The organism is Stenotrophomonas sp. 704A1, assembly GCF_030549525.1.
Lineage (GTDB): Bacteria > Pseudomonadota > Gammaproteobacteria > Xanthomonadales > Xanthomonadaceae > Stenotrophomonas > Stenotrophomonas tuberculopleuritidis.
Genome location: NZ_CP130831.1, coordinates 1,613,086 through 1,632,895, shown reverse-complemented (window position 1 = coordinate 1,632,895; position 19,810 = coordinate 1,613,086). Strand labels below are relative to the sequence as shown.

General features: G+C 63.3%; 20 protein-coding genes and 1 tRNA gene. 15 read left to right on the top strand and 6 right to left on the bottom strand.

The features are described from left to right. The first annotated feature begins 331 nt into the window (after positions 1–331). From Q5Z10_RS07595 to lpdA, 6 genes are all read left to right on the top strand, one after another. Positions 332–1,543 (top strand): TolC family protein, encoded by a 1,212-nt coding sequence (locus Q5Z10_RS07595; protein WP_223656232.1) that lies wholly within the window; start codon positions 332–334, stop codon positions 1,541–1,543. Between the two features lie 34 nt (positions 1,544–1,577). Continuing rightward, entirely contained in the window at positions 1,578–2,129 is a 552-nt protein-coding gene (locus Q5Z10_RS07590; RefSeq protein WP_015912829.1) for a hypothetical protein, read from the top strand. Beyond that, complete coding sequence (locus Q5Z10_RS07585) at positions 2,126–3,241, top strand: efflux RND transporter periplasmic adaptor subunit (protein ID WP_003821159.1); 1,116 nt, start codon at positions 2,126–2,128, stop codon at positions 3,239–3,241. Before Q5Z10_RS07590 ends, Q5Z10_RS07585 begins: the two co-directional genes overlap by 4 nt. Before the next feature lie 13 nt (positions 3,242–3,254). Beyond that, entirely contained in the window at positions 3,255–6,401 is a 3,147-nt protein-coding gene (locus Q5Z10_RS07580; RefSeq protein WP_012614056.1) for an efflux RND transporter permease subunit, read from the top strand. Between the two features lie 53 nt (positions 6,402–6,454). Next, positions 6,455–6,853: a hypothetical protein gene (locus tag Q5Z10_RS07575; RefSeq protein WP_015912828.1), complete on the top strand. Its 399-nt coding sequence runs from the start codon at positions 6,455–6,457 to the stop codon at positions 6,851–6,853. A 105-nt stretch (positions 6,854–6,958) separates the two neighbouring features. Beyond that, the gene (gene lpdA / locus Q5Z10_RS07570; RefSeq protein ID WP_015912827.1) at positions 6,959–8,386 is read left to right on the top strand and encodes a dihydrolipoyl dehydrogenase; all 1,428 of its coding nucleotides are present in this window, start codon (positions 6,959–6,961) and stop codon (positions 8,384–8,386) included. 109 nt (positions 8,387–8,495) lie between these two features. On the opposite strand, the gene Q5Z10_RS21395 is transcribed toward lpdA, so the two are convergent. Continuing rightward, on the bottom strand, positions 8,496–8,708 hold the full coding sequence (locus Q5Z10_RS21395; protein WP_425355277.1) for an ArsR/SmtB family transcription factor: 213 nt from the start codon (positions 8,706–8,708) through the stop codon (positions 8,496–8,498). A gap of 379 nt (positions 8,709–9,087) precedes the next feature. On the opposite strand from Q5Z10_RS21395, the gene Q5Z10_RS07560 reads away from it, so the two are divergent. The 5 genes from Q5Z10_RS07560 (at position 9,088) to Q5Z10_RS07540 (ending at position 13,392) form a co-directional block, all read left to right on the top strand. Next, positions 9,088–11,583 (top strand): heavy metal translocating P-type ATPase, encoded by a 2,496-nt coding sequence (locus tag Q5Z10_RS07560; protein WP_017511447.1) that lies wholly within the window; start codon positions 9,088–9,090, stop codon positions 11,581–11,583. A 15-nt stretch (positions 11,584–11,598) separates the two neighbouring features. After that, positions 11,599–12,078, top strand: a complete 480-nt coding sequence (cueR, locus tag Q5Z10_RS07555) for a Cu(I)-responsive transcriptional regulator (RefSeq protein WP_012614052.1) — start codon at positions 11,599–11,601, stop codon at positions 12,076–12,078. Between the two features lie 15 nt (positions 12,079–12,093). After that, positions 12,094–12,432 carry an ISC system 2Fe-2S type ferredoxin gene (gene fdx / locus Q5Z10_RS07550; protein ID WP_012614051.1) on the top strand — a complete coding sequence of 113 codons (339 nt, stop codon included), beginning with the start codon at positions 12,094–12,096 and terminating at the stop codon, positions 12,430–12,432. A 223-nt stretch (positions 12,433–12,655) separates the two neighbouring features. After that, entirely contained in the window at positions 12,656–12,928 is a 273-nt protein-coding gene (locus Q5Z10_RS07545) for a glutaredoxin domain-containing protein (protein ID WP_012614050.1), read from the top strand. A 95-nt stretch (positions 12,929–13,023) separates the two neighbouring features. After that, complete coding sequence (locus Q5Z10_RS07540; RefSeq protein ID WP_223656233.1) at positions 13,024–13,392, top strand: MauE/DoxX family redox-associated membrane protein; 369 nt, start codon at positions 13,024–13,026, stop codon at positions 13,390–13,392. A gap of 74 nt (positions 13,393–13,466) precedes the next feature. Here the strand turns inward: Q5Z10_RS07540 and Q5Z10_RS07535 are convergent, their stop codons facing one another. Both Q5Z10_RS07535 and Q5Z10_RS07530 read right to left on the bottom strand, forming a co-directional pair. Then, positions 13,467–13,661, bottom strand: coding sequence for a heavy-metal-associated domain-containing protein (locus Q5Z10_RS07535; protein ID WP_012614049.1), 195 nt, complete (start codon positions 13,659–13,661; stop codon positions 13,467–13,469). A 100-nt stretch (positions 13,662–13,761) separates the two neighbouring features. Further along, positions 13,762–13,980, bottom strand: coding sequence for an Lrp/AsnC ligand binding domain-containing protein (locus tag Q5Z10_RS07530; RefSeq protein WP_017511446.1), 219 nt, complete (start codon positions 13,978–13,980; stop codon positions 13,762–13,764). On the opposite strand from Q5Z10_RS07530, the gene Q5Z10_RS07525 reads away from it, so the two are divergent. After that, a complete protein-coding gene (locus Q5Z10_RS07525) occupies positions 13,979–14,575 on the top strand; it encodes a VOC family protein (RefSeq protein ID WP_017511445.1) in 597 nt (198 codons plus the stop codon). The two genes, Q5Z10_RS07530 and Q5Z10_RS07525, sit on opposite strands and share 2 nt — an antisense overlap. A 320-nt stretch (positions 14,576–14,895) precedes the next feature. Then, positions 14,896–15,789, top strand: a complete 894-nt coding sequence (locus tag Q5Z10_RS07520; protein ID WP_012614048.1) for a LysR family transcriptional regulator — start codon at positions 14,896–14,898, stop codon at positions 15,787–15,789. A 26-nt stretch (positions 15,790–15,815) separates the two neighbouring features. Here Q5Z10_RS07520 and Q5Z10_RS07515 read toward each other — a convergent pair whose 3' ends face one another. Further along, a complete protein-coding gene (locus tag Q5Z10_RS07515; protein WP_024082527.1) occupies positions 15,816–16,109 on the bottom strand; it encodes a helix-turn-helix domain-containing protein in 294 nt (97 codons plus the stop codon). Positions 16,110–16,213: 104 nt separating this feature from the next. Between Q5Z10_RS07515 and Q5Z10_RS07510 the strand changes: the two genes are divergently transcribed. After that, positions 16,214–16,855: a substrate-binding domain-containing protein gene (locus Q5Z10_RS07510; protein WP_012614047.1), complete on the top strand. Its 642-nt coding sequence runs from the start codon at positions 16,214–16,216 to the stop codon at positions 16,853–16,855. A gap of 66 nt (positions 16,856–16,921) precedes the next feature. Here the strand turns inward: Q5Z10_RS07510 and Q5Z10_RS07505 are convergent, their stop codons facing one another. Both Q5Z10_RS07505 and Q5Z10_RS07500 read right to left on the bottom strand, forming a co-directional pair. Beyond that, positions 16,922–18,865, bottom strand: a complete 1,944-nt coding sequence (locus tag Q5Z10_RS07505) for a tyrosine-type recombinase/integrase (protein ID WP_012614046.1) — start codon at positions 18,863–18,865, stop codon at positions 16,922–16,924. Positions 18,866–19,091: 226 nt separating this feature from the next. After that, positions 19,092–19,167 (bottom strand) — tRNA-Gly (locus Q5Z10_RS07500). 173 nt (positions 19,168–19,340) lie between these two features. Here Q5Z10_RS07500 and Q5Z10_RS07495 point away from each other — a divergent pair. Beyond that, positions 19,341–19,808, top strand: coding sequence for a hypothetical protein (locus Q5Z10_RS07495; RefSeq protein ID WP_303638615.1), 468 nt, complete (start codon positions 19,341–19,343; stop codon positions 19,806–19,808). Positions 19,809–19,810: the final 2 nt, after the last annotated feature.

Below are 19,810 nucleotides of genomic sequence, written 5' to 3'. Positions count from 1 at the left end.
GCCCCACCTCGCCTCTCGATGTCTTGCGCCCGACGCCCTCTCTAAGGCGATTGGTGCTCAAAGGATGTAAGGTTTTCTTTCCCATTCATATGAATAGATATACAATTGTTCATATCTAAGCCAGTGAACAGTGGCTTTTCAACGACAAGCACTTGCTCGGAAAGAGAACACCCAGCCGGGGGTAAGTACTGATGCAACACCGATGGAGAATTGAATGCTTCGCAAAGACATACGCAAGGGATGGATATGGGCGGTATCCACGCTTTGGGCCGGCACCGTGCTAGCCCAGCCAGTAGCCGCCCCTCACGTCCCATCCAGACCAGACAGCCACATGGTCGCCCAATTGTGGGAGTCAGCTTGGCAGCGGCAGCCAGAAGCCGCTGGAGAAGGCGCCTGGCAGCAGGCCGCCCAAGCACGCCAAGAGACGGCCGGCAGTTGGGTGGCAGGTCCGATGGCGCTGGAAGCCTCCACCAAAACTGATCGGTTCAACAACCGCAACGGACAGCGCGAATATGAAGTCGGGGTGGCTATTCCCCTTTGGATGCCTGGTGAGCGCGCCTCGTCGGCACGCTGGGCGGACGCGGAAAGCCTCGCGCTATCCAGCCGGATGCTGGCCGCCAAGCTACGCACGGCCGGACAGGTTCGCCAGGCATGGTGGGCATGGCAGCGTGCCCAGGCCGAATTGGTGGCGGCGCAGGATCGCACCCGCAGCGCGGACGAGTTGGCGCAAGATGTGGCTCGCCGGGTTCGCGCGGGCGACCTGGCGCAAGCCGACAGAAACCAGGCCGATGGCGCCTTGGCGTCGGCTCGTAGTGCCCTGGCCATTGCTCAGGCCGAAGAAATCACGCAGCGCGAGGCGTTGTTGGCACTGACCGGCATCGAGAGTATCCCGTCGCAGGCCGATTCCGCGCAGCCGGAGCAGTCAGGTGTCCGAGTTCAACCGGCATCGGCACAGCCGTCCGGCGCGTTGTTGGGTAACCACCCTGCGCTGCTGGAACTGCAGCACAAGGCGCTGGCGGCCCGCCGCTCTGCGGAACTGGTGTCCCATCAGAAGTACGCCAACCCCGAACTGACCCTGGCGACCACGCGGGATCGGGGCGGCTACGGCGAACGCTACAACCAGACGATCACGGTGGGTGTGCGCATTCCCTTCGGTACGGGTAGCCGTCATACCGAGCAATTGTCCAGCGCCAATGCGCAGGCACTGGAGGCTGAGTCGGCACTCGCGGCCCAGCGCACCCGGCTACTCTCGGAAATTCGAACTGCCCAATCGCGCGAACTGGCAACCAGCACCCAGATGCAGGCCGCTTCGGAGCGCCAGCGACTAGCCCAACAAACGCGCACCTTCTACCAAAAGTCGTTCGCGATGGGCGAGACGGACATGCCGACACGCCTTCGCATCGAGCAGGAGGCCACCGAGGCCGAGCGCGCGGCGCTGCTCGCCAAGGTGGAGCATGCCGCGGCCATCTCGTCCCTGTTGCAGGCACAAGGCACGCTGCCGCAGCCGACCGAGACTTTCACTGACATCTCCGGCACGCGCTGATCGGCGCGCGCTCAACCATCCTGGAACCTTAGAAATGTCGCAATCCTCTTTCTGGCGTGCAGCTGCCTTGTCCAGCCTCCTGCTTGGCAGTAGCGCAACGTGGGCCGGCGACGGCCATGACCATGGCGAAGCCGCTCCTGCCCCCGCAGCGGCCGCGCTTCCGCGCTTTGCCGCAGTTTCCGATGACTTCGAACTGGTGGGTGTGCTGAACGGCCAGCGTCTCACACTCTACCTCGACCATGCTGCCGACAACCGGCCGGTGACCGATGGCGAGCTGACCCTCGAGCTGGGTGGTCAACAGGTAAAGGTCAGCTCACACGGGGTTGGAGAGTTCGAGGCCGATCTGACTGAGCCGCTATCCGATGGCGAGACCTCAATCATGGCCACTATTACTGCGCAGGGCCAATCGGACCTGTTGACGGGCGTTCTCGATGTTCATAGCGAAGACGCCGAACACGAGCATGCCGTCGCATCCGGCCGTGTGGTCGTACTAGGTGGCGGTGCCGCAGTCCTCGGCGTCGGTGTCCTAGCGTGGGCGCTGCGCAGACGTACACGCACCAACGGTGCACTGCGAGGTGCAGCATGAAGCGCAACTTCCGTTTCCTAATGACGACGGCCATGGCGGCTGCATTGGCTCTGGCTGCTCCCGCGTTCGCTCACGACGGCCATGACCACGGCGACGAAGCGCCGGCTGCGTCTTCCAATGGCCCCCAGCGCCAGCCTGATGGCAGCGTGTTTCTTCCGAAACCGTCGCAACGTCAGATCGGTGTACGCACCCAGCTGATCAAGCAGGAGCCCTTGGCCCGCAGCCATGAACTGGCTGGCAAAGTAATCATGGACCCGACGACAGGCGGCAAGGTCCAGGCAATGGTAATGGGCCGGCTGGTGCCCGGGCCGGATGGTCTGCCGCAGATCGGCCAATCCGTGCGCAAGGGCCAGGTGCTGGCTTACATCGAACCGGCCAGCGGTGTGCTGGAGCGCTCAGGCCAGATGGCCCAGGTTGCCGAGCTGCGTGCGGGCCAAGCGCTCGCGCAGAAGCGCTTGGCCCGGCTGCGCGAGCTGTCGGAGACCGTGCCCCGCAAGGAGATCGAAGCAGCCGAAAGCGAAGTGAACAGCCTGACCGAACGCGCCCGCGCCTTGAGCGGGGGCCTCGCCGGCAGGGACGTACTGAAGGCCCCAGTCAGCGGCGTCATCGCATCCAGCCCCGCAGTTGCCGGGCAGGTCGTGGATGCGCGCGAACTGGTGTTTGAGGTGGTCGATCCGACCCAACTGCGCATCGAGGCGCTTGCCTACGATCCGGCAATGGCACAGAACCTGGCCGGTGCTGCACTCGCAGTAGGCGGTCAGAAGGTGCCGCTGAGCTTCGTCGGTGCCGCCAGCAGCCTGCGCGAGCAGGCCCTGCCCATGCTGTTCAAGGGCACCAGCGAAAGCCTCTCGCGCTTGGCGGTCGGTATGCCGGTGGTGGTCTTCGTGCAAGAGGCGACGACGGTACCTGGCTACCGCGTGCCTTCCGGTGCGCTGATGAAGAACCCTGCCAACCAGAACATCGTCTGGGTCAAAGACCAGGCCGAGCGCTTCGAGCCGCGTGTCGTGAACATCACTCCTTTGGATGGTGCATCCATCGCTGTCACTTCGGGCCTGGCGGACGGCGACCGCGTGGTTGTCGAGGGCGCGTCCCTGATCAATCAAGTTCGTTGAGGGGCACCATTCCATGTTCAAGTGGCTTCTCGAAAATAGCTTACGAAACCGGCTCCTGGTCATCATCGGGGCGCTGGTGCTGATGGCGTATGGCGCGTTCACCCTGACGCGCACGCCGGTAGATGTCTTTCCCGATCTCAACAAGCCGACCGTCACTCTCATGACGGAGGCTGGCGGCATGGCTGCCGAAGAAGTCGAGCAACTCATCACGTTCCCGCTCGAAACGGCCATGAACGGCCTGCCCAGCGTCGAAAGCGTGCGCTCGGTCTCCAGCGCCGGGCTTTCCTTCATCTACGTGACATTTGACTGGAAGACCGACATCTTCCGGGCGCGCCAGATGGTCTCCGAACGCCTGACGTCCATGGAGGAAGGGCTAGCCCCGGGCGTGACGCCCACTATGGGGCCAATCAGCTCAGTGATGGGCGAGATCATGCAGATTGCAATCCCCATCGGTGCCAAGCCCTCAGGGCAGAAGAACGCAGCCCCGCCGCTGTCGGCCATGGACACTCGCGAGTACGCGGACTGGGTGCTACGCCCCCGGCTGATGGCCATACCTGGTGTTGCCCAAGTCATCCCGATCGGAGGCGAGGTCCGTCAGTTCCAGGTCCAGCCCAACACCACGCGAATGTCAGAGCTGGGCGTGACTGCGTCCGATCTGGATGCGGCTCTCAAGGGCTTCTCCGCGAACACTTCCGGCGGCTTCCTGGAGATCAATGGCCGCGAGTACCTGATCCGCAACCTGGGCCGCACGTCCCGACTCGACGACCTGCGTAACCTGCCTCTCGCGGTGCGTGCGGGCCAACCCATCCTGCTCCACCAGGTCGCCGATGTTCAGTTTGCGCCAGCCATCAAGCGCGGCGATGCGGGCTTCGAGGGCCTGCCAGCCGTGATCCTGGGCATCCAAAAGCAGCCCACGGCCGATACGATTGCACTGACCCGCTCGATCGAGTCAGCGTTGGCGGACATGAAGGGCTCACTGCCGGCTGGCATGGCCGAGCCACAGGTGACCTTCCGACAAGCCAACTTCATCGAGGCGTCCATCAGCACGCTGCAAGGCAAGCTCATCGGCGCATCGGTCTTCGTGGCGGTGATCCTGTTCTTCTTCCTGGGCACTTTGCGCCCCCTGGTGATCGCGTTGACCGCGATTCCTGCCTCGATCTTCGTGACCGGGCTGGTGTTCCACTATTTCGGCCTATCAATCAACACCATGACGCTCGGTGGGCTGGCGATCGCCATCGGCGGTCTCGTGGACGATGCTGTGGTCGATGTGGAGAACATCATGCGGCGGCTCAAGGAGGACCGCACCCGCCACCCTGAGAACCGGCTGACGCCCCTGGTCATCGTTGCCAGGGCCTCGATGGAGGTTCGCTCGGCGATTCTCTACGCCACGATGATCATTGTGCTGGTGTTCCTGCCCCTGTTCGCGCTGCCGGGGATGGAGGGGCGCTTGTTCGTGCCGCTGGGCATCGCCTTCATCGTCTCCACGCTGGCCTCGCTGCTGGTCTCTGTGACGGTCACTCCGGTGCTTTCGTACTACCTGCTGCCCAAGATGAGGACGCTGGACCATGGCGACACTCGGCTTCTAGCCTGGTTGAAGACGCGCTATCAGGGCGGCCTGCAGCGGGTCTTGCAGCGGCCGCGTGCCGCCCTTGGCATGGCCGCTGTGGCTGTCACACTGGCTGTCGCCGCGGTGCCATTCTTCCCGACCACGTTCCTGCCCCCGTTCAATGAAGGAACGTTGCTGGTGGGCCTGCGCCTGAATCCCGGTGTGACGCTGGCCGAATCTTCGGCGCTTGCCCAGCAAGCCGAGCTGCTGGTCGCGCAGGTGCCAGAGGTGCAGCACGTGGGCCGGCGCAGCGGACGGGCCGAGCTGGACGAGCATGCCGAAGGCGTGCATGTCAGCGAGCTGGACGTGGGCCTGCTGCCCGCCTCGGAGCTAAAGCGCTCCATGGAGGAGATCACCGCCGACATCCGTTCGCGTCTGGCTCACTTGCCCGGCTCCATCGGCATTGGCCAGCCGATCTCGCACCGCATCGACCACATGTTGTCGGGGGTGCGCTCGCAGATCGCCATCAAGGTGTTCGGCGAGGACCTGGACGTCCTGCGCGGGCAGGCGGATCTGCTGCGCGCCAAGCTGGCCGGAATTCCGGGGCTTGCTGACCTGGAGATCGAAAAGCAGGTCCTAGCGCCGCAGATCAAAATCCGCGTGGATTATGCGGCGGCGGGACGCTACGGCGTGGCCGCACCGCAAATTCTGTCCACGCTGCAAAGCCTGGTCGAAGGCGAAAAGATCACCGAGGTCATCGAGGGCAACCGCCGCTTCGCGCTGGTGGTTCGCCTGCCCGAGCAGGCGCGGTCGATTGAGGGCTTGAGCCGCATCCTCATCGACACGCCCATGGGTCGGGTCCCGTTGTCGCGCCTTGCCACCATCGAAGACAGCGACGGCCCCAACCAGGTCAGCCGCGACGATGGCCGTCGACGCATAGTTTTGTCGGCCAACGCTCAGGGACGGCCGCTGTCCGAAGTAGTGGCCGACATACGCAGCGTCGTCCAAGAAGTGCGCTTGCCCGAAGGCTACTTCATCACGCTGGGCGGCCAGTTCCAGGCACAAGAGGAAGCCTCGCGACTGGTGGGCCTGCTGTCCATCGTCTCCCTGACGCTCATGTTCGTGGTGTTGTACACGCGCTACAAGTCGGTCGTCCTATCAGCGCTCATCATGGTGAACATTCCATTGGCCCTGGTCGGCGCCGTGTTGGGGCTGTGGCTGTCTGGCCAGCCGTTGTCCGTGGCCGCCCTGGTCGGCTTCATCACGCTCGCGGGTATTTCTGTGCGCAACGGCATCCTGAAGGTGAGCCACTACCTCAACCTCATGCGCATGGAGGGCGAGGACTTCGACCAGAAGATGATCGTGCGTGGCTCGCTCGAACGGCTTTCCCCGGTTCTGATGACCGCGCTGGTCACGGCCTTCGCGCTGGCCCCGCTGCTGTTCGAGGCGTCCCGACCCGGTACTGAGATCCTGCACCCCGTCGCGGTGGTGATCTTCTCGGGGCTGGTCAGCTCCACGCTGCTAGACACCTTCCTTACACCCGCCATGTTCTGGCTGTTCGGCCGCAAGCCTGCCGAACGCCTGCTGGACGACCGCGACGCGGAGGCATTCTGATGCAACGCCTTCTGTCACCCGATTTCAACCACCGTAACCCTATAGGAGCTTTCATGTCTGTTCGATTTCGTTCCCTCACGGCCGGCACCGCCCTCGCCCTGGCATCCGTCACCGCCTTCGCCGCAGGCGACCATGACCACGCGCATGACCACAAGCCGCTGCATGGTGGCGTCGTGACCGAAGTCCGGGACGTGGACTACGAGTTGGTCGTTCAGCCCGCAGCAGCGCAACTCTACCTGCGCGACCACGGCAAGCAGGTCAATGTAAGCAACACCAAAGCCAAGCTCACACTGTTGACCGGCTCACAAAAGCAGGAGGTGCAACTCACGCCTGCCGCGGACGGAAGCCGCCTCGAAGGCAGCGGGACCTTCGCCGCAGCCAAGGGCACGAAGGCCGTCGTCCAAGTCGAACGTGGGGGCAATACCGCGAGCGCCCGGTTCGTTCTGCCGTAGTGTTCAACGTGATCGTCAGGGAACGAGCTGTAATCTGGCGACCACCTGACAAAAGGCGCGACATAGGCGCTCACTATTTCCTCAAAAACTTTGGAGATGTAAATCATGGAAATGCATTTCGACGTCATTGTTATCGGTGCCGGCCCAGGCGGATACATCGCGGCCATTCGCGCTGCCCAATTAGGCATGAAGGTCGCTTGTGTAGATGCCTGGAAGAACAAGGACGGAAAGCCAGCACCTGGCGGCACCTGCAACAACATCGGTTGTATCCCTTCGAAAGCGCTACTGCAGTCGTCAGAGAACTTTGAACAAGCCAAGCACCACTTTGGCACGCACGGCATCTCCACGGGTGATCTGCGCATGGATGTGACCACGATGTTGGAACGTAAGAATCAGGTCGTGAAGTCCAGCAACGAAGGCATCCTTTATCTGTTCCGCAAAAACAAGGTCCAGTTTTTCAACGGCCTGGCGTCTTTCACCAGGACTGTCGATGGTGGCTTCGAGGTGAGCGTCGCCGCCGATGAGGCTGTTACCTTGGTGGGCAAGCAGATCATCGTTGCCACAGGCTCCAACGTGCGGCCACTCCCCAACCTACCGTTCGATGAGCGGGTCGTGCTCTCCAACGACGGCGCGCTGGACATCGCGGCCGTGCCCGATCGGTTGGCCGTCATCGGTGCCGGCGTGATCGGCCTGGAGCTGGGCTCCGTTTGGCGCCGCCTGGGGGCGGATGTCACGATCCTCGAAGGCTTGCCCAGCTTCCTGCCAATCGTCGACCAAGCCATCGCCAAGGAGGCGAAGAAGGCGTTCGACAAGCAAGGCCTGAAGATCGAACTAGGTGCGAAGGTTCGCGAAGTCAATGCAACCGAGGCTGGCGTGACTATTCACTACACCGACAGCCAGGGCCAGACGCAGTCCTTGCAGGCAGACAAAGTGATCGTGGCTATCGGCCGTGTGCCCAACACCGAAGGCCTGAATCCGGCCGCCGTGGGACTCCAACTGGATGAGCGCGGCGCCGTGCTGGTGGACGATGAATGCCGCACCAGTGTGCCCGGCATCTGGGCCATCGGTGACGTGGTGCGTGGCCCGATGTTGGCGCACAAGGCGGAAGAGGAAGGTGTCGCAGTGGCCGAGCGCATTGCCGGCCAGCACGGTCACGTCGATTTCAATACGATCCCCAACGTCATCTACACCAGCCCAGAGATTGCCTGGGTAGGCCGCACCGAGCAGCAGCTCAAAGAGCAGGGCACCGCCTATCGAATCGGTTCCTTCCCGTTCATGGCCAATGGCCGCGCGCGTGCGCTGGGCGACACGCCGGGCCTCGTCAAGGTGATCGCCGATCCTGCCACTGATGAGATACTCGGCGTGCATGTGGTCGGCCCGCAGGCCAGTGAACTGGTGGCCGAGGCCGTGATCGCCATGGCGTTCAAGGCCAGCAGCGAAGACATCGCCCGCATCTGCTTTGCCCATCCGACCCTCTCCGAGACGTTCAAAGAGGCCTCGCTGGCCGTGGACAAGCGCGCGCTCAACTTCTGATTGATCGGAAGCGGCATCCAAACCACCTCACCGAACGCAGCTGCGGGCGGTGGGGCGCATATCGCCATGGAACGTAGGCCACGCCGCAACGGCATGCTATGCCCAACAGTTACTCGTCGTTGTGGTCTTCCGCGATGTGGGTGGCCATATCCAGCAGCACCTGGTTCACGTGCTTGTCCGCCACCTCATAGAAGATCTGTTTGGCTTGGCGCACGCCCTTGACCAGGCGAGCACCGCGCAGCAGCCGCAGGTGGTGGCTCACCAGCGACTGCGAGAGTTCGAGGGTTTCAGCGATGTCCCCGACCGAGGAAGAGCCTTTCATGCAGCACAGCATGATTCTCAGCCGGGACGGGTCACCCAGGAGGCGGAATGTCTCAGCCAAGATGGTCACGTCATTCTGTGACAGCGATTCCAAATCGGCGCTGGGACCCTTCGGTGGGGTACTGAATGGCTTACTTGTATTCATTTTTAAAATATTTCCTAACCTCGAATGGCTGTTTTCGCCCTTCAGAATTAACAAGGCAGCGGCCGCTTAGGCGCGCGCAGCAAAGAACCAGTGCGAGCCTGGCAGGCAAGGCCTCCGTTCCCCGTGCACCGGGTCATTTCTGAAACCTGACAGCATCCGAAAAAGCGCTTGACCTTCCCACGATGGTAAACCCTAAGCTCCCTCCATGTCGAATTTCAACTATGGGAAGCACACCATGAGCATGGCAACAACGAGTAGTGCTGGCGCCCAAGCAGCGGCAATCAGCCTGCCCATCGAGGGCATGACCTGCGCAAGCTGTGTCGGCCGAGTCGAGGCCGCCCTTGCCAAGGTCGAGGGCGTGGCAAGCGTGTCTGTCAATCTCGCCACCGAGCGAGCGGACATTCGCCTGAACCGTCCTGTCGATCGCATGGCGCTGATCCAGGCGATCGAGAAGGTAGGGTACGACGTGCCTCAGGGCACCATCGAGCTGGCGATCGGAGGCATGACCTGCGCTTCGTGCGTGGGCCGCGTCGAGAAGGCGCTCAAGGCGGTGCCGGGCGTCACTGAGGCTGTGGTCAATCTGGCGACCGAGCGCGCTACCGTGCGTGGCGTAGCATCCGTGCAGGATCTGATTGCTGCTGTCGATAAGGTCGGCTACGAGGCCAGCCCGGTCGATACAGGCATGCAGGCCGACGAGGAAGCTGCCGAGAAAAAGGACGCCGAGCGCGCCGAACTCAAGCGCGACCTGACCCTGGCCGCCGTGCTGGCGCTGCCTGTGTTCGTGCTCGAAATGGGCTCGCACATGATTCCCGGCATGCACGAGTGGGTGGCTTCCACCATTGGCATCCAGCAGAGCTGGTATCTGCAGTTCGTGCTGACCCTGCTGGTGCTCGCCATTCCGGGCTGGCGCTTCTATGAGAAGGGCTTCCCGGCGCTGTTCCGCCTGGGTCCCGACATGAACTCGCTGGTCGCGGTCGGCACGGCCGCGGCCTTCGGTTATTCGATGGTCGCCACGTTCGCGCCCAGTCTGCTGCCGGCCGGCACGGTGAACGTGTACTACGAGGCGGCAGCCGTCATCGTGGCGCTGATCCTGCTGGGCCGCTTTCTTGAGGCACGGGCCAAGGGCCGCACCTCCGAGGCCATCAAGCGCCTGATCGGCCTGCAGGCCAAGGAGGCGCACGTGCTGCGCGACGGCCGCATCGTGGACATCCCGATCAACGACGTGGCGCAGGGCGACATCGTGGAAGTGCGCCCCGGCGAGCGCGTGCCGGTCGATGGTGAAGTGACCGAGGGCCGCAGCTTCGTGGACGAGTCGATGATCACCGGCGAGCCGATTCCCGTCGAAAAGGCGGAAGGCAGCACCGTGGTCGGCGGCACCGTCAACCAGAAGGGTGCGCTGACGCTGCGTGCCACCGCCGTGGGCGGTCAGACCATGCTGGCGCAGATCATCCGCATGGTCGAGCAGGCGCAAGGTTCCAAGCTGCCGATCCAGGCCGTGGTGGACAAGGTGACGCTGTGGTTCGTGCCCGCCGTCATGCTGGCCGCGGTGCTGACCTTCCTGGTCTGGCTGGTGTTCGGCCCGTCGCCCGCGCTGTCCTTCGCGCTGGTCAATGCCGTGGCGGTGCTGATCATTGCCTGCCCTTGCGCCATGGGTTTGGCGACGCCGACCTCCATCATGGTCGGCACGGGCCGGGGCGCCGAGATGGGCGTGCTGTTCCGCAAGGGTGAAGCCCTGCAACTGCTCAAGGACGCCAAGGTGGTGGCCGTGGACAAGACCGGCACGCTGACCGAGGGCCGCCCGGTCCTGACCGACCTGGAGATTGCCGACGGCTTTGACCGCAACCAGGTGCTGGCGAAGGTCGCCGCTGTCGAATCGCGCTCGGAGCATCCGATCGCACGCGCCATCGTCGAGTCGGCCGTGGAAGGTGGCATCGCGCTGCCGACGATGACAGACTTCGATTCGGTCACGGGCATGGGCGTGCGCGCCACCGTGGACGGCGCGCGTGTCGAGGTCGGTGCCGATCGCTTCATGCGTGAGCTGGGGTTGGACGTGGGCAGCTTCGCTCGCACGGCCGAGCGCCTGGGCAACGAGGGCAAGTCACCGCTGTACGCCGCGATCGACGGCCGGCTGGCCGCCATCATCGCGGTGGCCGATCCGATCAAGTCCAGCACGCCCGCGGCCATTGCCGCGTTGCACCAGCTCGGCCTGAAGGTGGCGATGATCACCGGCGACAACGCGCGTACCGCGCAGGCCATCGCCAAGCAACTGGGCATCGACGAGGTGGTGGCCGAAGTGCTGCCCGAGGGCAAGGTCGAAGCCGTGCGCCGGCTGAAAGCCAGCCACGGCCAGATCGCCTACGTGGGCGACGGCATCAACGACGCCCCGGCGCTGGCCGAGGCCGACGTGGGCCTGGCCATCGGCACCGGCACCGACGTGGCGGTGGAGTCGGCCGACGTAGTGCTGATGTCGGGCAACCTGCAGGGCGTGCCCAACGCCATCGCGCTGTCCAAGGCGACCATCGGCAACATCCGCCAGAACCTGTTCTGGGCGTTTGGCTACAACACGGCCCTGATCCCGGTGGCCGCTGGCGTCCTGTACCCCGCATACGGTGTGCTGTTGTCGCCGATCTTCGCGGCTGGCGCGATGGCGCTGTCCAGCGTGTTCGTGCTCGGCAACGCGCTGCGCCTGCGCCGCTTCCAGCCGCCGCTGGCGGCGGATACCGCTCATTGAGAAAGGAGGAACACCATGAACATCGGTGAAGCATCCAAGGCCTCGAAGGTCTCGGCCAAAATGATCCGCTACTACGAGCAAATCGGTCTGATCCCTCCGGCTGACCGCACCGATTCGGGCTACCGCGCCTATACCCAGGACGACGTTCACCGGTTGCATTTCATCCGGCGTTCGCGCGACCTCGGCTTCTCGGTGGCCGAGATCACGGACTTGCTGGGACTGTGGAATGACAAGTCGCGCCAGAGTGCTGATGTAAAGCGTCTGGCCCAGCAACACATCGACGAGTTGGACCGGCGCATCGAGAGCATGCTGGAGATGGCCGCGACGCTCAAGGCGCTGATCCGGTGTTGCGCCGGCGACGAACGGCCCGACTGCCCGATCCTGCACACGCTGGAGCAGCCCGATATCAGTGACAACAAGCCCGAAGCGCGCACTGGCGCAGTGCCGCGCCGCGCGCGAGCCAACGCAGCAGGAAAAAAGCCGTGTGCGCACTGAGCAGCCAGGAGAGATATGCCCAAAATCACCGTCTTGCCCCATCCTGAACTGGCGCCTGAGGGAGCCGAACTGAACGTGCCAGCAGGCACTTCGATCTGCGAGGCCCTGCTGGACAACGGCATCGAGATCGAGCATGCCTGCGACATGAGCTGTGCCTGCACGACCTGTCACTGCATCGTGCGCAAGGGGTTCGATTCTCTAAACGAAGTCGAGGAATGCGAGGACGATCTGCTCGACCGGGCCTGGGGACTGGAGGCGCAGTCGCGGCTGAGCTGCCAGGCCATCGTTGCGACCGAAGACCTGACCGTCGAGATCCCCAAGTACACGATCAACCATGCCAAGGAGAACCACTAGGAGCCTGCGTGCTGCCTCAGGCGCACCGGCCTGCGGCAGGGTTGCTCTGGCAGATGGAGGACTGACGGCATTGCCGCCAGATAACCAACCCGTGGGCCAGACCAACCCGCGAGCCAGGTGTCTACACTCCCTTTGCACGGTCGTCGGTTAGGCTGGAAAGGTCATCAACGTCCTTAAATCCGTGACGGCCGGCCCATGGAAAGTCCCACAGGAGAAGTCCTGCATGTCTGCGCCCAAGCTAGCCACGCTCTACCGAATGGTCATGCCCGGCCATACCTGCCCCTACGGGCTGAAGTCGCTCGATCTGCTCAACCGCAAGGGCTACGAGGTCGAGGACAAACACTTGGCAAGCCGCGAGCAGACGGATGCGTTCAAGAAGGAGCATGGCATCGAGACCACGCCCCAGGTCTTCATAAACGGGCGGCGCGTGGGCGGCTACGACGACCTACGCAAATTCTTCGGCATGTCCGTGAAGGACAAGAACGCCGTGACCTAGACCCCTGTGATCGCGCTGTTCGCCACGGCGGCCGCAATGGCGCTGGCGGCGAGCTGGGCGGCCTTCGGCCAAGTCTAGAGCATTCAGGCGGCAGAGTGGTTCGTGGCCTTTGCCATGTGCCTCCTGGCGCTGCAGAAGCTCAAGGACGTGGACGGCTTCGCGACGACCTGCTGGCCAAGCGCTGGGTTCGGTATGCCTATTTCTACCCGTTCGCGGAGGCCATCGCAGGCGTCCAGATGGTCGCGGGCGTGGGGATGTGGGTGTCGATTCCGTTGGCGCTGTTCATCGGGACCGTCGGGGCCGTGTCGGTTTTCAAGGCGGTCTATGTCGATCGCCGGGAACTCAAGTGCGCCTGCGTGGGCGGGGACAGCAACGTGCCGCTGGGCTTCGTGTCCCTGACCGAGAACCTGATGATGGTGGCGATGGCCCTGTGGCCAAGGTCGGCCTACCTTGGGATGCACTGAGCGCCGCGCCAGGTACGGCGCAGCGCACGTGCTCGCATCGGCCGTCCTGTGTGCATGCCGGCCACGATGCGGTGTTACTGCGCGCGCGGCGGGAAGCCAGCTTCGCTCAGGGCCGCGGCGATCTGCTCTTGCGAGGCCGAGGTCTGGACCTCGACACGGCGGGTCGGCGGGTCCGTGACGATCTTGGCGTTGGGGTCGATCATTTGGATCGTTTTCGTCACAGTGCGGGCGCAGCCGCCGCAGGTCATGTCTTCGAGATGGAATTGCATGGAAAACTCCTTTCGGGTTGGGGTGTTTGAAGTGTGCTCCTTGCCACCGTTGGAAGGTCAATCGCTATTTGCATCCCCGCCACACCAACCGGCCGAATGCTCATAGGGGCAAGGCCGTGGTGCTCTTTACGCGATCCAGCACGAAGCTGGTCTTGCAGTCCTGCACGCTGGGGTGCTTGAGCAGCGTGTCGAGCACGAAGCGGGAGTAGTGAGCCATGTCCATGACGACCACCCGCAGCAGATAGTCCATGTCGCCGGTCAGCGCATGGCACTCCACAACCTCTGGCCAGTTCTGGACAGACGCGCGGAACACGTCCATGGGATTGCGCTTGTGCGAGTCGGAGTACTGGGCCGACTTCTACACGAAGTTCTTCAACTTCCAAGAGATCCGCTACTTCGACATCAACGGCGAGTACACCGGCCTAGCCTCCAAGGCGATGAGCGCGCCGGACGGCCTGATCCGCATCCCGCTGAACGAGGAAGCACGCCAGGGCGGCGGCCAGATTGAGGAATTCTTGATGCAGTTCAGCGGCGAGGGCATCCAGCACATCGCCCTGCTGTGCGACAACCTACTCGATGCGCTCGACCGCGTGCAGATGGCCGGTATCCCGCTGCTGACCGCCCCCAACGACATCTATTACGCAAACTTGGAAAAGCGCCTGCCCGGCCATGGCCAGCCCGTACCCGAGTTGCAGGCGCGCGGCATTCTGCTCGACGGCACGACCGAAGGCGGCCAGCCCCGCCTGCTGCTGCAGATATTCTCCGAGCCGCTGCTTGGCCCGGTGTTCTTCGAGTTCATCGAGCGCAAGGGCAACTACCGCGAGGGCTTCGGCGAAGGAAACTTCGGTGCCTTGTTCGAGTCGATGGAACGCGACCAGATCAACCGTGGCTCGTTGGAAATCAACCCGGCCTGATTTGGGCCTTTCCATGAAGGCAGAGCGCCTTCAGTCCTACATCTCGCGAGCCCCTCTGTGGGCTCGCGCTACTTTGGCGTCAGTACTGCCTTAGCCGCTCAAGCATTGAGCGGGTTGGCTTCGGCGTCACGTTCCGAAACAGTTGCTACCGCCCTTGACTTGAGTTAATACATGAACATATGTATTCTTATTCAGATACACCGATGGCCTTTTTCCTCGCCCTGAAGAGGGACCCAGCACTACGTCGCCCCCTCTAAGCGCACTTCGGCAGCAATGCGCCGTGGCCAACCCAATGACCAGGATTGCTGAAGGACGTGCCCATGGAACTTCGTCATTTGCGCTGCTTCGTGGCTCTCGCCGAAGAGCTGCATTTCACCCGTGCTGCGGAGCGCTTGCACATCGAGCAGCCGCCGCTGTCCCGCACGATCAAGGAATTGGAAGACGAACTGGGGGTGCTGCTCTTTGACCGCGATCGGCGGGGAACGCGGTTGACGCCAGCGGGCACCACCTTCCTTCAGGACATTCGCAGGCTGTTCACCAACCTGGAGCAGGCACGAGAAAACGTCAGGGCGATCGCCGCAGGCCTAAGAGGCAGCGTGCGCATCGCCATCTCCGATGGCGCCATCGACCCGCGGCTGTCTGCACTTCTTGCCCTGTGCCGCCAGGAGGAGCCGGAGATCGAAATACGGCTCTCCGAGGTCACCCTGGCGGAACAGTTGCGGGGACTGCGATCCGGCGACTTCGCGATCGGTTTCGCACACACCGCGGACGTCGGCGACGGACTGGTGACGGAGCCCATCTGGCAGGACCCGCTGGTGGTGACCGTGCCGATCCGGCACCCGTTGCTGGCCCACAAGGAAGTGTCGCTACGTGAACTCGTGAGTTACCCGCTGGTGATGTGCGATCCGCAGCTTTGCGAGGGCTACTGCCGCGAATTGACCCGGCTGCTACATCCCCTGGAGCGCGAGTCCACCATCGTTGAGCATGTCTCGTCGCTGGACATGATGCTCACATTGGTCGGAGCTGGTTACGGCATCGGCTTCGCAACGGCGACCCGAATCGCGGCGTGTCAACGTCCCGACGTGGTGATCCGGCCGTTGGCGCTCGATTCGGCCGTCATCATCACCTACCTGCTTCGGCCCGAAGGCGGTAGCGGACTATCCGCACCCGTAGAGCGCTTCATCGAGCGTTTGCGTTCGCCAAAGAGCGATTAGCTACGACGCCTGCGCCACATCCGGCGTCACGCATCGCCCTGAAGGTAGAGGTTGCGCTCCGTGGCCGTCATCAGTTCGGCCGAGCTGATCTTGAGAGCCAGGGAAATTTTTAGAATGAGAGCGAGTGTCGGCATGTGCTCGCCGCGCTCAATCTTGCCCATGTGCGAGCGCGCGATCCCCGCCAAGCCCGCGAACTCATCCTGAGCAATCCCCTGAGCCAGGCGAGCGGCTCGCACCGCTTGCCCGAACGCCAACGCCGGTGCGGACTCATAGGTGGTTACTCCGGCGGGCCGTCCAGGCCGAATAGTGCGCTTCTGCATTCGCAGAAGCGTCATGGAATCACTGATCTTTAACCACGTTAAAGATATCTCTTGAGTATGATGTCGGCTGCTCTTTTCGATCCCGTTGCCTCTTGGGGGCATCCATGCACAACGCCATCAGACCGTCCCCGAATTTCACACTCGCCATAGCGCCAGGTGTGCCGTCTTCACGGCTGTCGGCGCTGCTTGCACTGCAGCGAGCGCACGAGCCGGGTGTCGCGATCGCCGTGCGTGAAGTTTCGGATCAAGAGCTGGTAACGGGCCTGCATGAGGGCCGCTACGACGCGGGGCTATCTCTTAGCAGTGCGGGGGATCACCTGACGAGTAGCCGGAGGCTGTGGTGCGAAAGCATGGCCGTCGCGATACCACCGCGGTTCCGTTTGGTTGATCAGGCGAAGCTCACCATCTCCGATCTTCAGGACTATCCAATCTATCGCTGGCAGGCGGAGGCTTGTCCCTTGCTGGACGAGAGGTTGGCCTCCCTGATGCCAGTGGACCAAGAGAACATCCTGCCTGCAACTTCATTCGAGATGATGGCGCTGTGGGTTTCAGCCGGCTACGGCATCGGCGTATGCGCGCAATCGCGCATCGAGCGTGCCCATCAATGGGGGGTAAGCATGCGACCGCTCGCCGATGGCCCCTATGAGATCGTGACGTACCTCCAACGGCCCCACGCGCAAGCAGATTCTGCTGCCAAGCGTTTCGAGCGCAGGGCGCTGCAGATCGCCGAGGCAGGCGCCCTGTAGCAGGCACTCCTATAGGCCGGAGCCGTCTCATCCCGGCCATAGGTTGCAGCATGGGACTAGACCGGACTAGACCCCTTCAAGCACCGCTGCGCTGTCCACCAGTCGGCGGACGCTCTGCCGCACGTCCTCGGGGATGGGCCGCGGGGCAACGGCCTCGGGCACATCCGCATGGTGCTGGTAGTCGCCCATGAGAACCCGGATGATTGCGGGCACGTTCGTTGGCGTGACCGCATCAATGGCCGCACGATCACCCAGGTCGGGGTGAGGCTGGGTCAGCATGCGGTACAGGTCCCACGAATCGGCGTGCGGGCATTGGTTCATGAGCACTTGGGCCAGCTTGTGCTTGAGCGGCACCAGTTGCCAGTCGGGAACCCGCTGCCCCCGGTTGCCCAGGCTGATCGACAGCAGCTTGCCCGCCTTCAGCTCGCGGTTGATCTGGTCCTTGGACTTCCCGGCCAGCTTGCCGAACAGCGGGACCGGCAGATTGTTCGGCGACTCGTAGATGGCCAGCATTTCCTCGCGCTCGCGCTGGATCGCGGAGACTTCCGGCTCCGGGGCATGCACCGGAGGCGGCGGCACCTGCGACAGCCGCTGGAACATGATTCCGCCGCTGTTGGGGGTCACGACGATAGGCGTGGCCACCACGGGCGGCACGCCGGGGACAACAGGCTCAGCAGTCGTGGAGACCGCGCCCACCACTTCCTCCACTTCCGCCATTGCCGGCACCCCGTCGATACGGATGGTCAGATGCGCGCTCGCGGCTTCGACTTCACCCTGTTCGAGCAGGTCAAGACGGTCTGCCCAGTCCTGCATCATGCGACGCCGAGGCTCCACGTACTTGGCGTGGTTGTAGGCCGAACTCACCTTGTTGGGGTCGGAGTGCGAAAGCTGAGCGTCCACCCAAATCTTCGGGTATCCGATCTCGTTGAGCGCGGTCGAGATGGTGCCGCGGATGCCGTGGCCGGTCAGGCGCCCCTCGTAGCCCATGAGCTGCACGGCCTTGTTGAGGGTGTTCTCGCTGATGCGCTTCTTGAGTTCGCTGCGATGCGACAGCAGGTACTTCTGCGCTGGACGCATCACGCCCAGGAGATAGCGCACGATCTCGATGGCCTGCAGGGACAGGGGCACGATGTAGGGCGGCACGTCCTGCGGCCGCTTGCCGGCCTTGCGCATTTCGTCCTGGAGTTGCTTGACGACCTGCGGCGGGATGATCCACAAGCCGCGGTCGAGGTCGAATTGCTCAGGCTCGGCCAGGCGCAACTCGCCCGTGCGCACCCCCGTCAGGAACAGCAGCCGGACGCCAAGCTGGGTCTGCCAGCCCCGGGGGTTGTAGCGCCGGAGCTTCTGAAGGAACTCGGGCAGCTCGGGCAGGTGCAGATAGGGGTTGTGGGCCACCGGGGGCTTGGGCTCGGCCACCACGTCCAGGTCCGCGGCCGGATTGACTTCCAGCCCTTCGGCGATGACCAGGGCATAGCGGAACATCTGGTTGAACCAGGTGCGGACCTTCTCGGCGGTGGTGAACGCCTTGCGTTTCTCGATCGCCGCCACGACGCCCACGAGCTGGGGCCGTCGAATGTCGTAGATCGACATCTTCCCCAGGGTAGGCAGCACGTCCTTGTTGAAGATGCGCAGGATCTGCGAAAGCGTGCTCTGACGGCCTTCCTTGAGTTCCTTGCGGCGATGCTCGACCCAAGCATCGAAGACGTTCTTGAAGGTGTATTCGCCCGCCAGCTTGGCCGCGTGCCGGCGCTGGTCGCGTTCGATTTGGGGATCAATGCCCTTGGCGAGCAGAACCTGAGCCTTGTCCCGCTCGGCGCGGGCCTCGCGCAGACTGAGGGCGGGATAGCCACCCAGGGACATGCGCTTTTGCTTGCCCAGCCAGTAGTATCGGAAGATCCACGACTTGCCGCCTGCGGCAGAGACCATCAGGCCCAGGCAGTCGTTATCGGAGAGGGTGTAGCGCTTGCCGGTGGTTCTTGCCTGCCGGACTGTCAGATCAGAGAGTGCCATTTCGAGGCTCCTAAGTTATGACTTAGGCCTAATGCTCGTCATGGTTCCCGCTCAGCCCCAGCAACTATCCGGTAGCCGTCCCAACCGTATTCTTGTGCCTCAATTGGTCACTCAAAAACGGTAGCTGTGGGTGGATTTCCGTGGCGCTCGCTGGAATGAAAAAAGGGGCCAAAGCCCCTCTTTTCAACGACTTACAGACGTCAGTAGAAGTCTGTAGATCACTATCTGGAGCGGGAAACGAGACTCGAACTCGCGACCTCAACCTTGGCAAGGTTGCGCTCTACCAACTGAGCTATTCCCGCAGATTCCCCGACCTGCGTCGAAGGAGCGCTATTGTGTCCAAATTCCTTCACGCCGTCAACAGTCTTCACGCAGCGCGATCCGGGCCCTGAGCGCTCGGTACCCTGCCCCGATCACCGCCAGCATGCGCTTCGCCACGCACACCACCGCCCGCAGCACGCAAGGAGCCCGACGCATGAGTGATCGCAGCATCCGCGGGTACTGCCTGGCGGCAGCCGTGATCTGGCTGGCGGTGATGGCCGCGCTGATTCATGCCGGCACGCAGACCGACTACTGGATGCAGCGCTGGCGCGAACCCGGCGACGTGCAGCCCTATCCCATCGGCGCGGTTGCGGTCTTTGCCCTTGTGAGCACGGTCGAAATCGCTGCTGTCACCTGGATCGTGCGCCCCTGGCGATGGCGCCGGCTCTGGCTGCGCCTGTTGATTGCTTTCGGGCTGCTGATGGCGTGGTCGCTACCGATGGCGATGGGCGCGATGCATCAATCGCCGGTCTACGGCACGCACCTGCTGTGGTTGCTGCTGCTGGATCTGAGCCTGTTCCTGGCCCTGTGGACGGTGTCGTCGATCACCCTCTGGCAGGCGCTTCGCAGCCGTGCGGAAACGCAAACGAAAAACGCCCCCTTGCGGGAGCGTTCTTCCTGATC

What these genes read in the sequence shown, in the direction of transcription:
- Q5Z10_RS07595 (WP_223656232.1), top strand. Translation starts at nt 332, where the DNA reads ATGGTCGCCCAATTGTGGGAGTCAGCTTGGCAGCGGCAGCCAGAAGCC.
- Q5Z10_RS07590 (WP_015912829.1), top strand. Translation starts at nt 1,578, where the DNA reads ATGTCGCAATCCTCTTTCTGGCGTGCAGCTGCCTTGTCCAGCCTCCTG.
- Q5Z10_RS07585 (WP_003821159.1), top strand. Translation starts at nt 2,126, where the DNA reads ATGAAGCGCAACTTCCGTTTCCTAATGACGACGGCCATGGCGGCTGCA.
- Q5Z10_RS07580 (WP_012614056.1), top strand. Translation starts at nt 3,255, where the DNA reads ATGTTCAAGTGGCTTCTCGAAAATAGCTTACGAAACCGGCTCCTGGTC.
- Q5Z10_RS07575 (WP_015912828.1), top strand. Translation starts at nt 6,455, where the DNA reads ATGTCTGTTCGATTTCGTTCCCTCACGGCCGGCACCGCCCTCGCCCTG.
- lpdA (WP_015912827.1), top strand. Translation starts at nt 6,959, where the DNA reads ATGGAAATGCATTTCGACGTCATTGTTATCGGTGCCGGCCCAGGCGGA.
- Q5Z10_RS21395 (WP_425355277.1), bottom strand. Translation starts at nt 8,708, where the DNA reads ATGAAAGGCTCTTCCTCGGTCGGGGACATCGCTGAAACCCTCGAACTC.
- Q5Z10_RS07560 (WP_017511447.1), top strand. Translation starts at nt 9,088, where the DNA reads ATGAGCATGGCAACAACGAGTAGTGCTGGCGCCCAAGCAGCGGCAATC.
- cueR (WP_012614052.1), top strand. Translation starts at nt 11,599, where the DNA reads ATGAACATCGGTGAAGCATCCAAGGCCTCGAAGGTCTCGGCCAAAATG.
- fdx (WP_012614051.1), top strand. Translation starts at nt 12,094, where the DNA reads ATGCCCAAAATCACCGTCTTGCCCCATCCTGAACTGGCGCCTGAGGGA.
- Q5Z10_RS07545 (WP_012614050.1), top strand. Translation starts at nt 12,656, where the DNA reads ATGTCTGCGCCCAAGCTAGCCACGCTCTACCGAATGGTCATGCCCGGC.
- Q5Z10_RS07535 (WP_012614049.1), bottom strand. Translation starts at nt 13,661, where the DNA reads ATGCAATTCCATCTCGAAGACATGACCTGCGGCGGCTGCGCCCGCACT.
- Q5Z10_RS07525 (WP_017511445.1), top strand. Translation starts at nt 13,979, where the DNA reads ATGGGATTGCGCTTGTGCGAGTCGGAGTACTGGGCCGACTTCTACACG.
- Q5Z10_RS07530 (WP_017511446.1), bottom strand. Translation starts at nt 13,980, where the DNA reads ATGGACGTGTTCCGCGCGTCTGTCCAGAACTGGCCAGAGGTTGTGGAG.
- Q5Z10_RS07520 (WP_012614048.1), top strand. Translation starts at nt 14,896, where the DNA reads ATGGAACTTCGTCATTTGCGCTGCTTCGTGGCTCTCGCCGAAGAGCTG.
- Q5Z10_RS07515 (WP_024082527.1), bottom strand. Translation starts at nt 16,109, where the DNA reads ATGCAGAAGCGCACTATTCGGCCTGGACGGCCCGCCGGAGTAACCACC.
- Q5Z10_RS07510 (WP_012614047.1), top strand. Translation starts at nt 16,214, where the DNA reads ATGCACAACGCCATCAGACCGTCCCCGAATTTCACACTCGCCATAGCG.
- Q5Z10_RS07505 (WP_012614046.1), bottom strand. Translation starts at nt 18,865, where the DNA reads ATGGCACTCTCTGATCTGACAGTCCGGCAGGCAAGAACCACCGGCAAG.
- Q5Z10_RS07495 (WP_303638615.1), top strand. Translation starts at nt 19,341, where the DNA reads ATGAGTGATCGCAGCATCCGCGGGTACTGCCTGGCGGCAGCCGTGATC.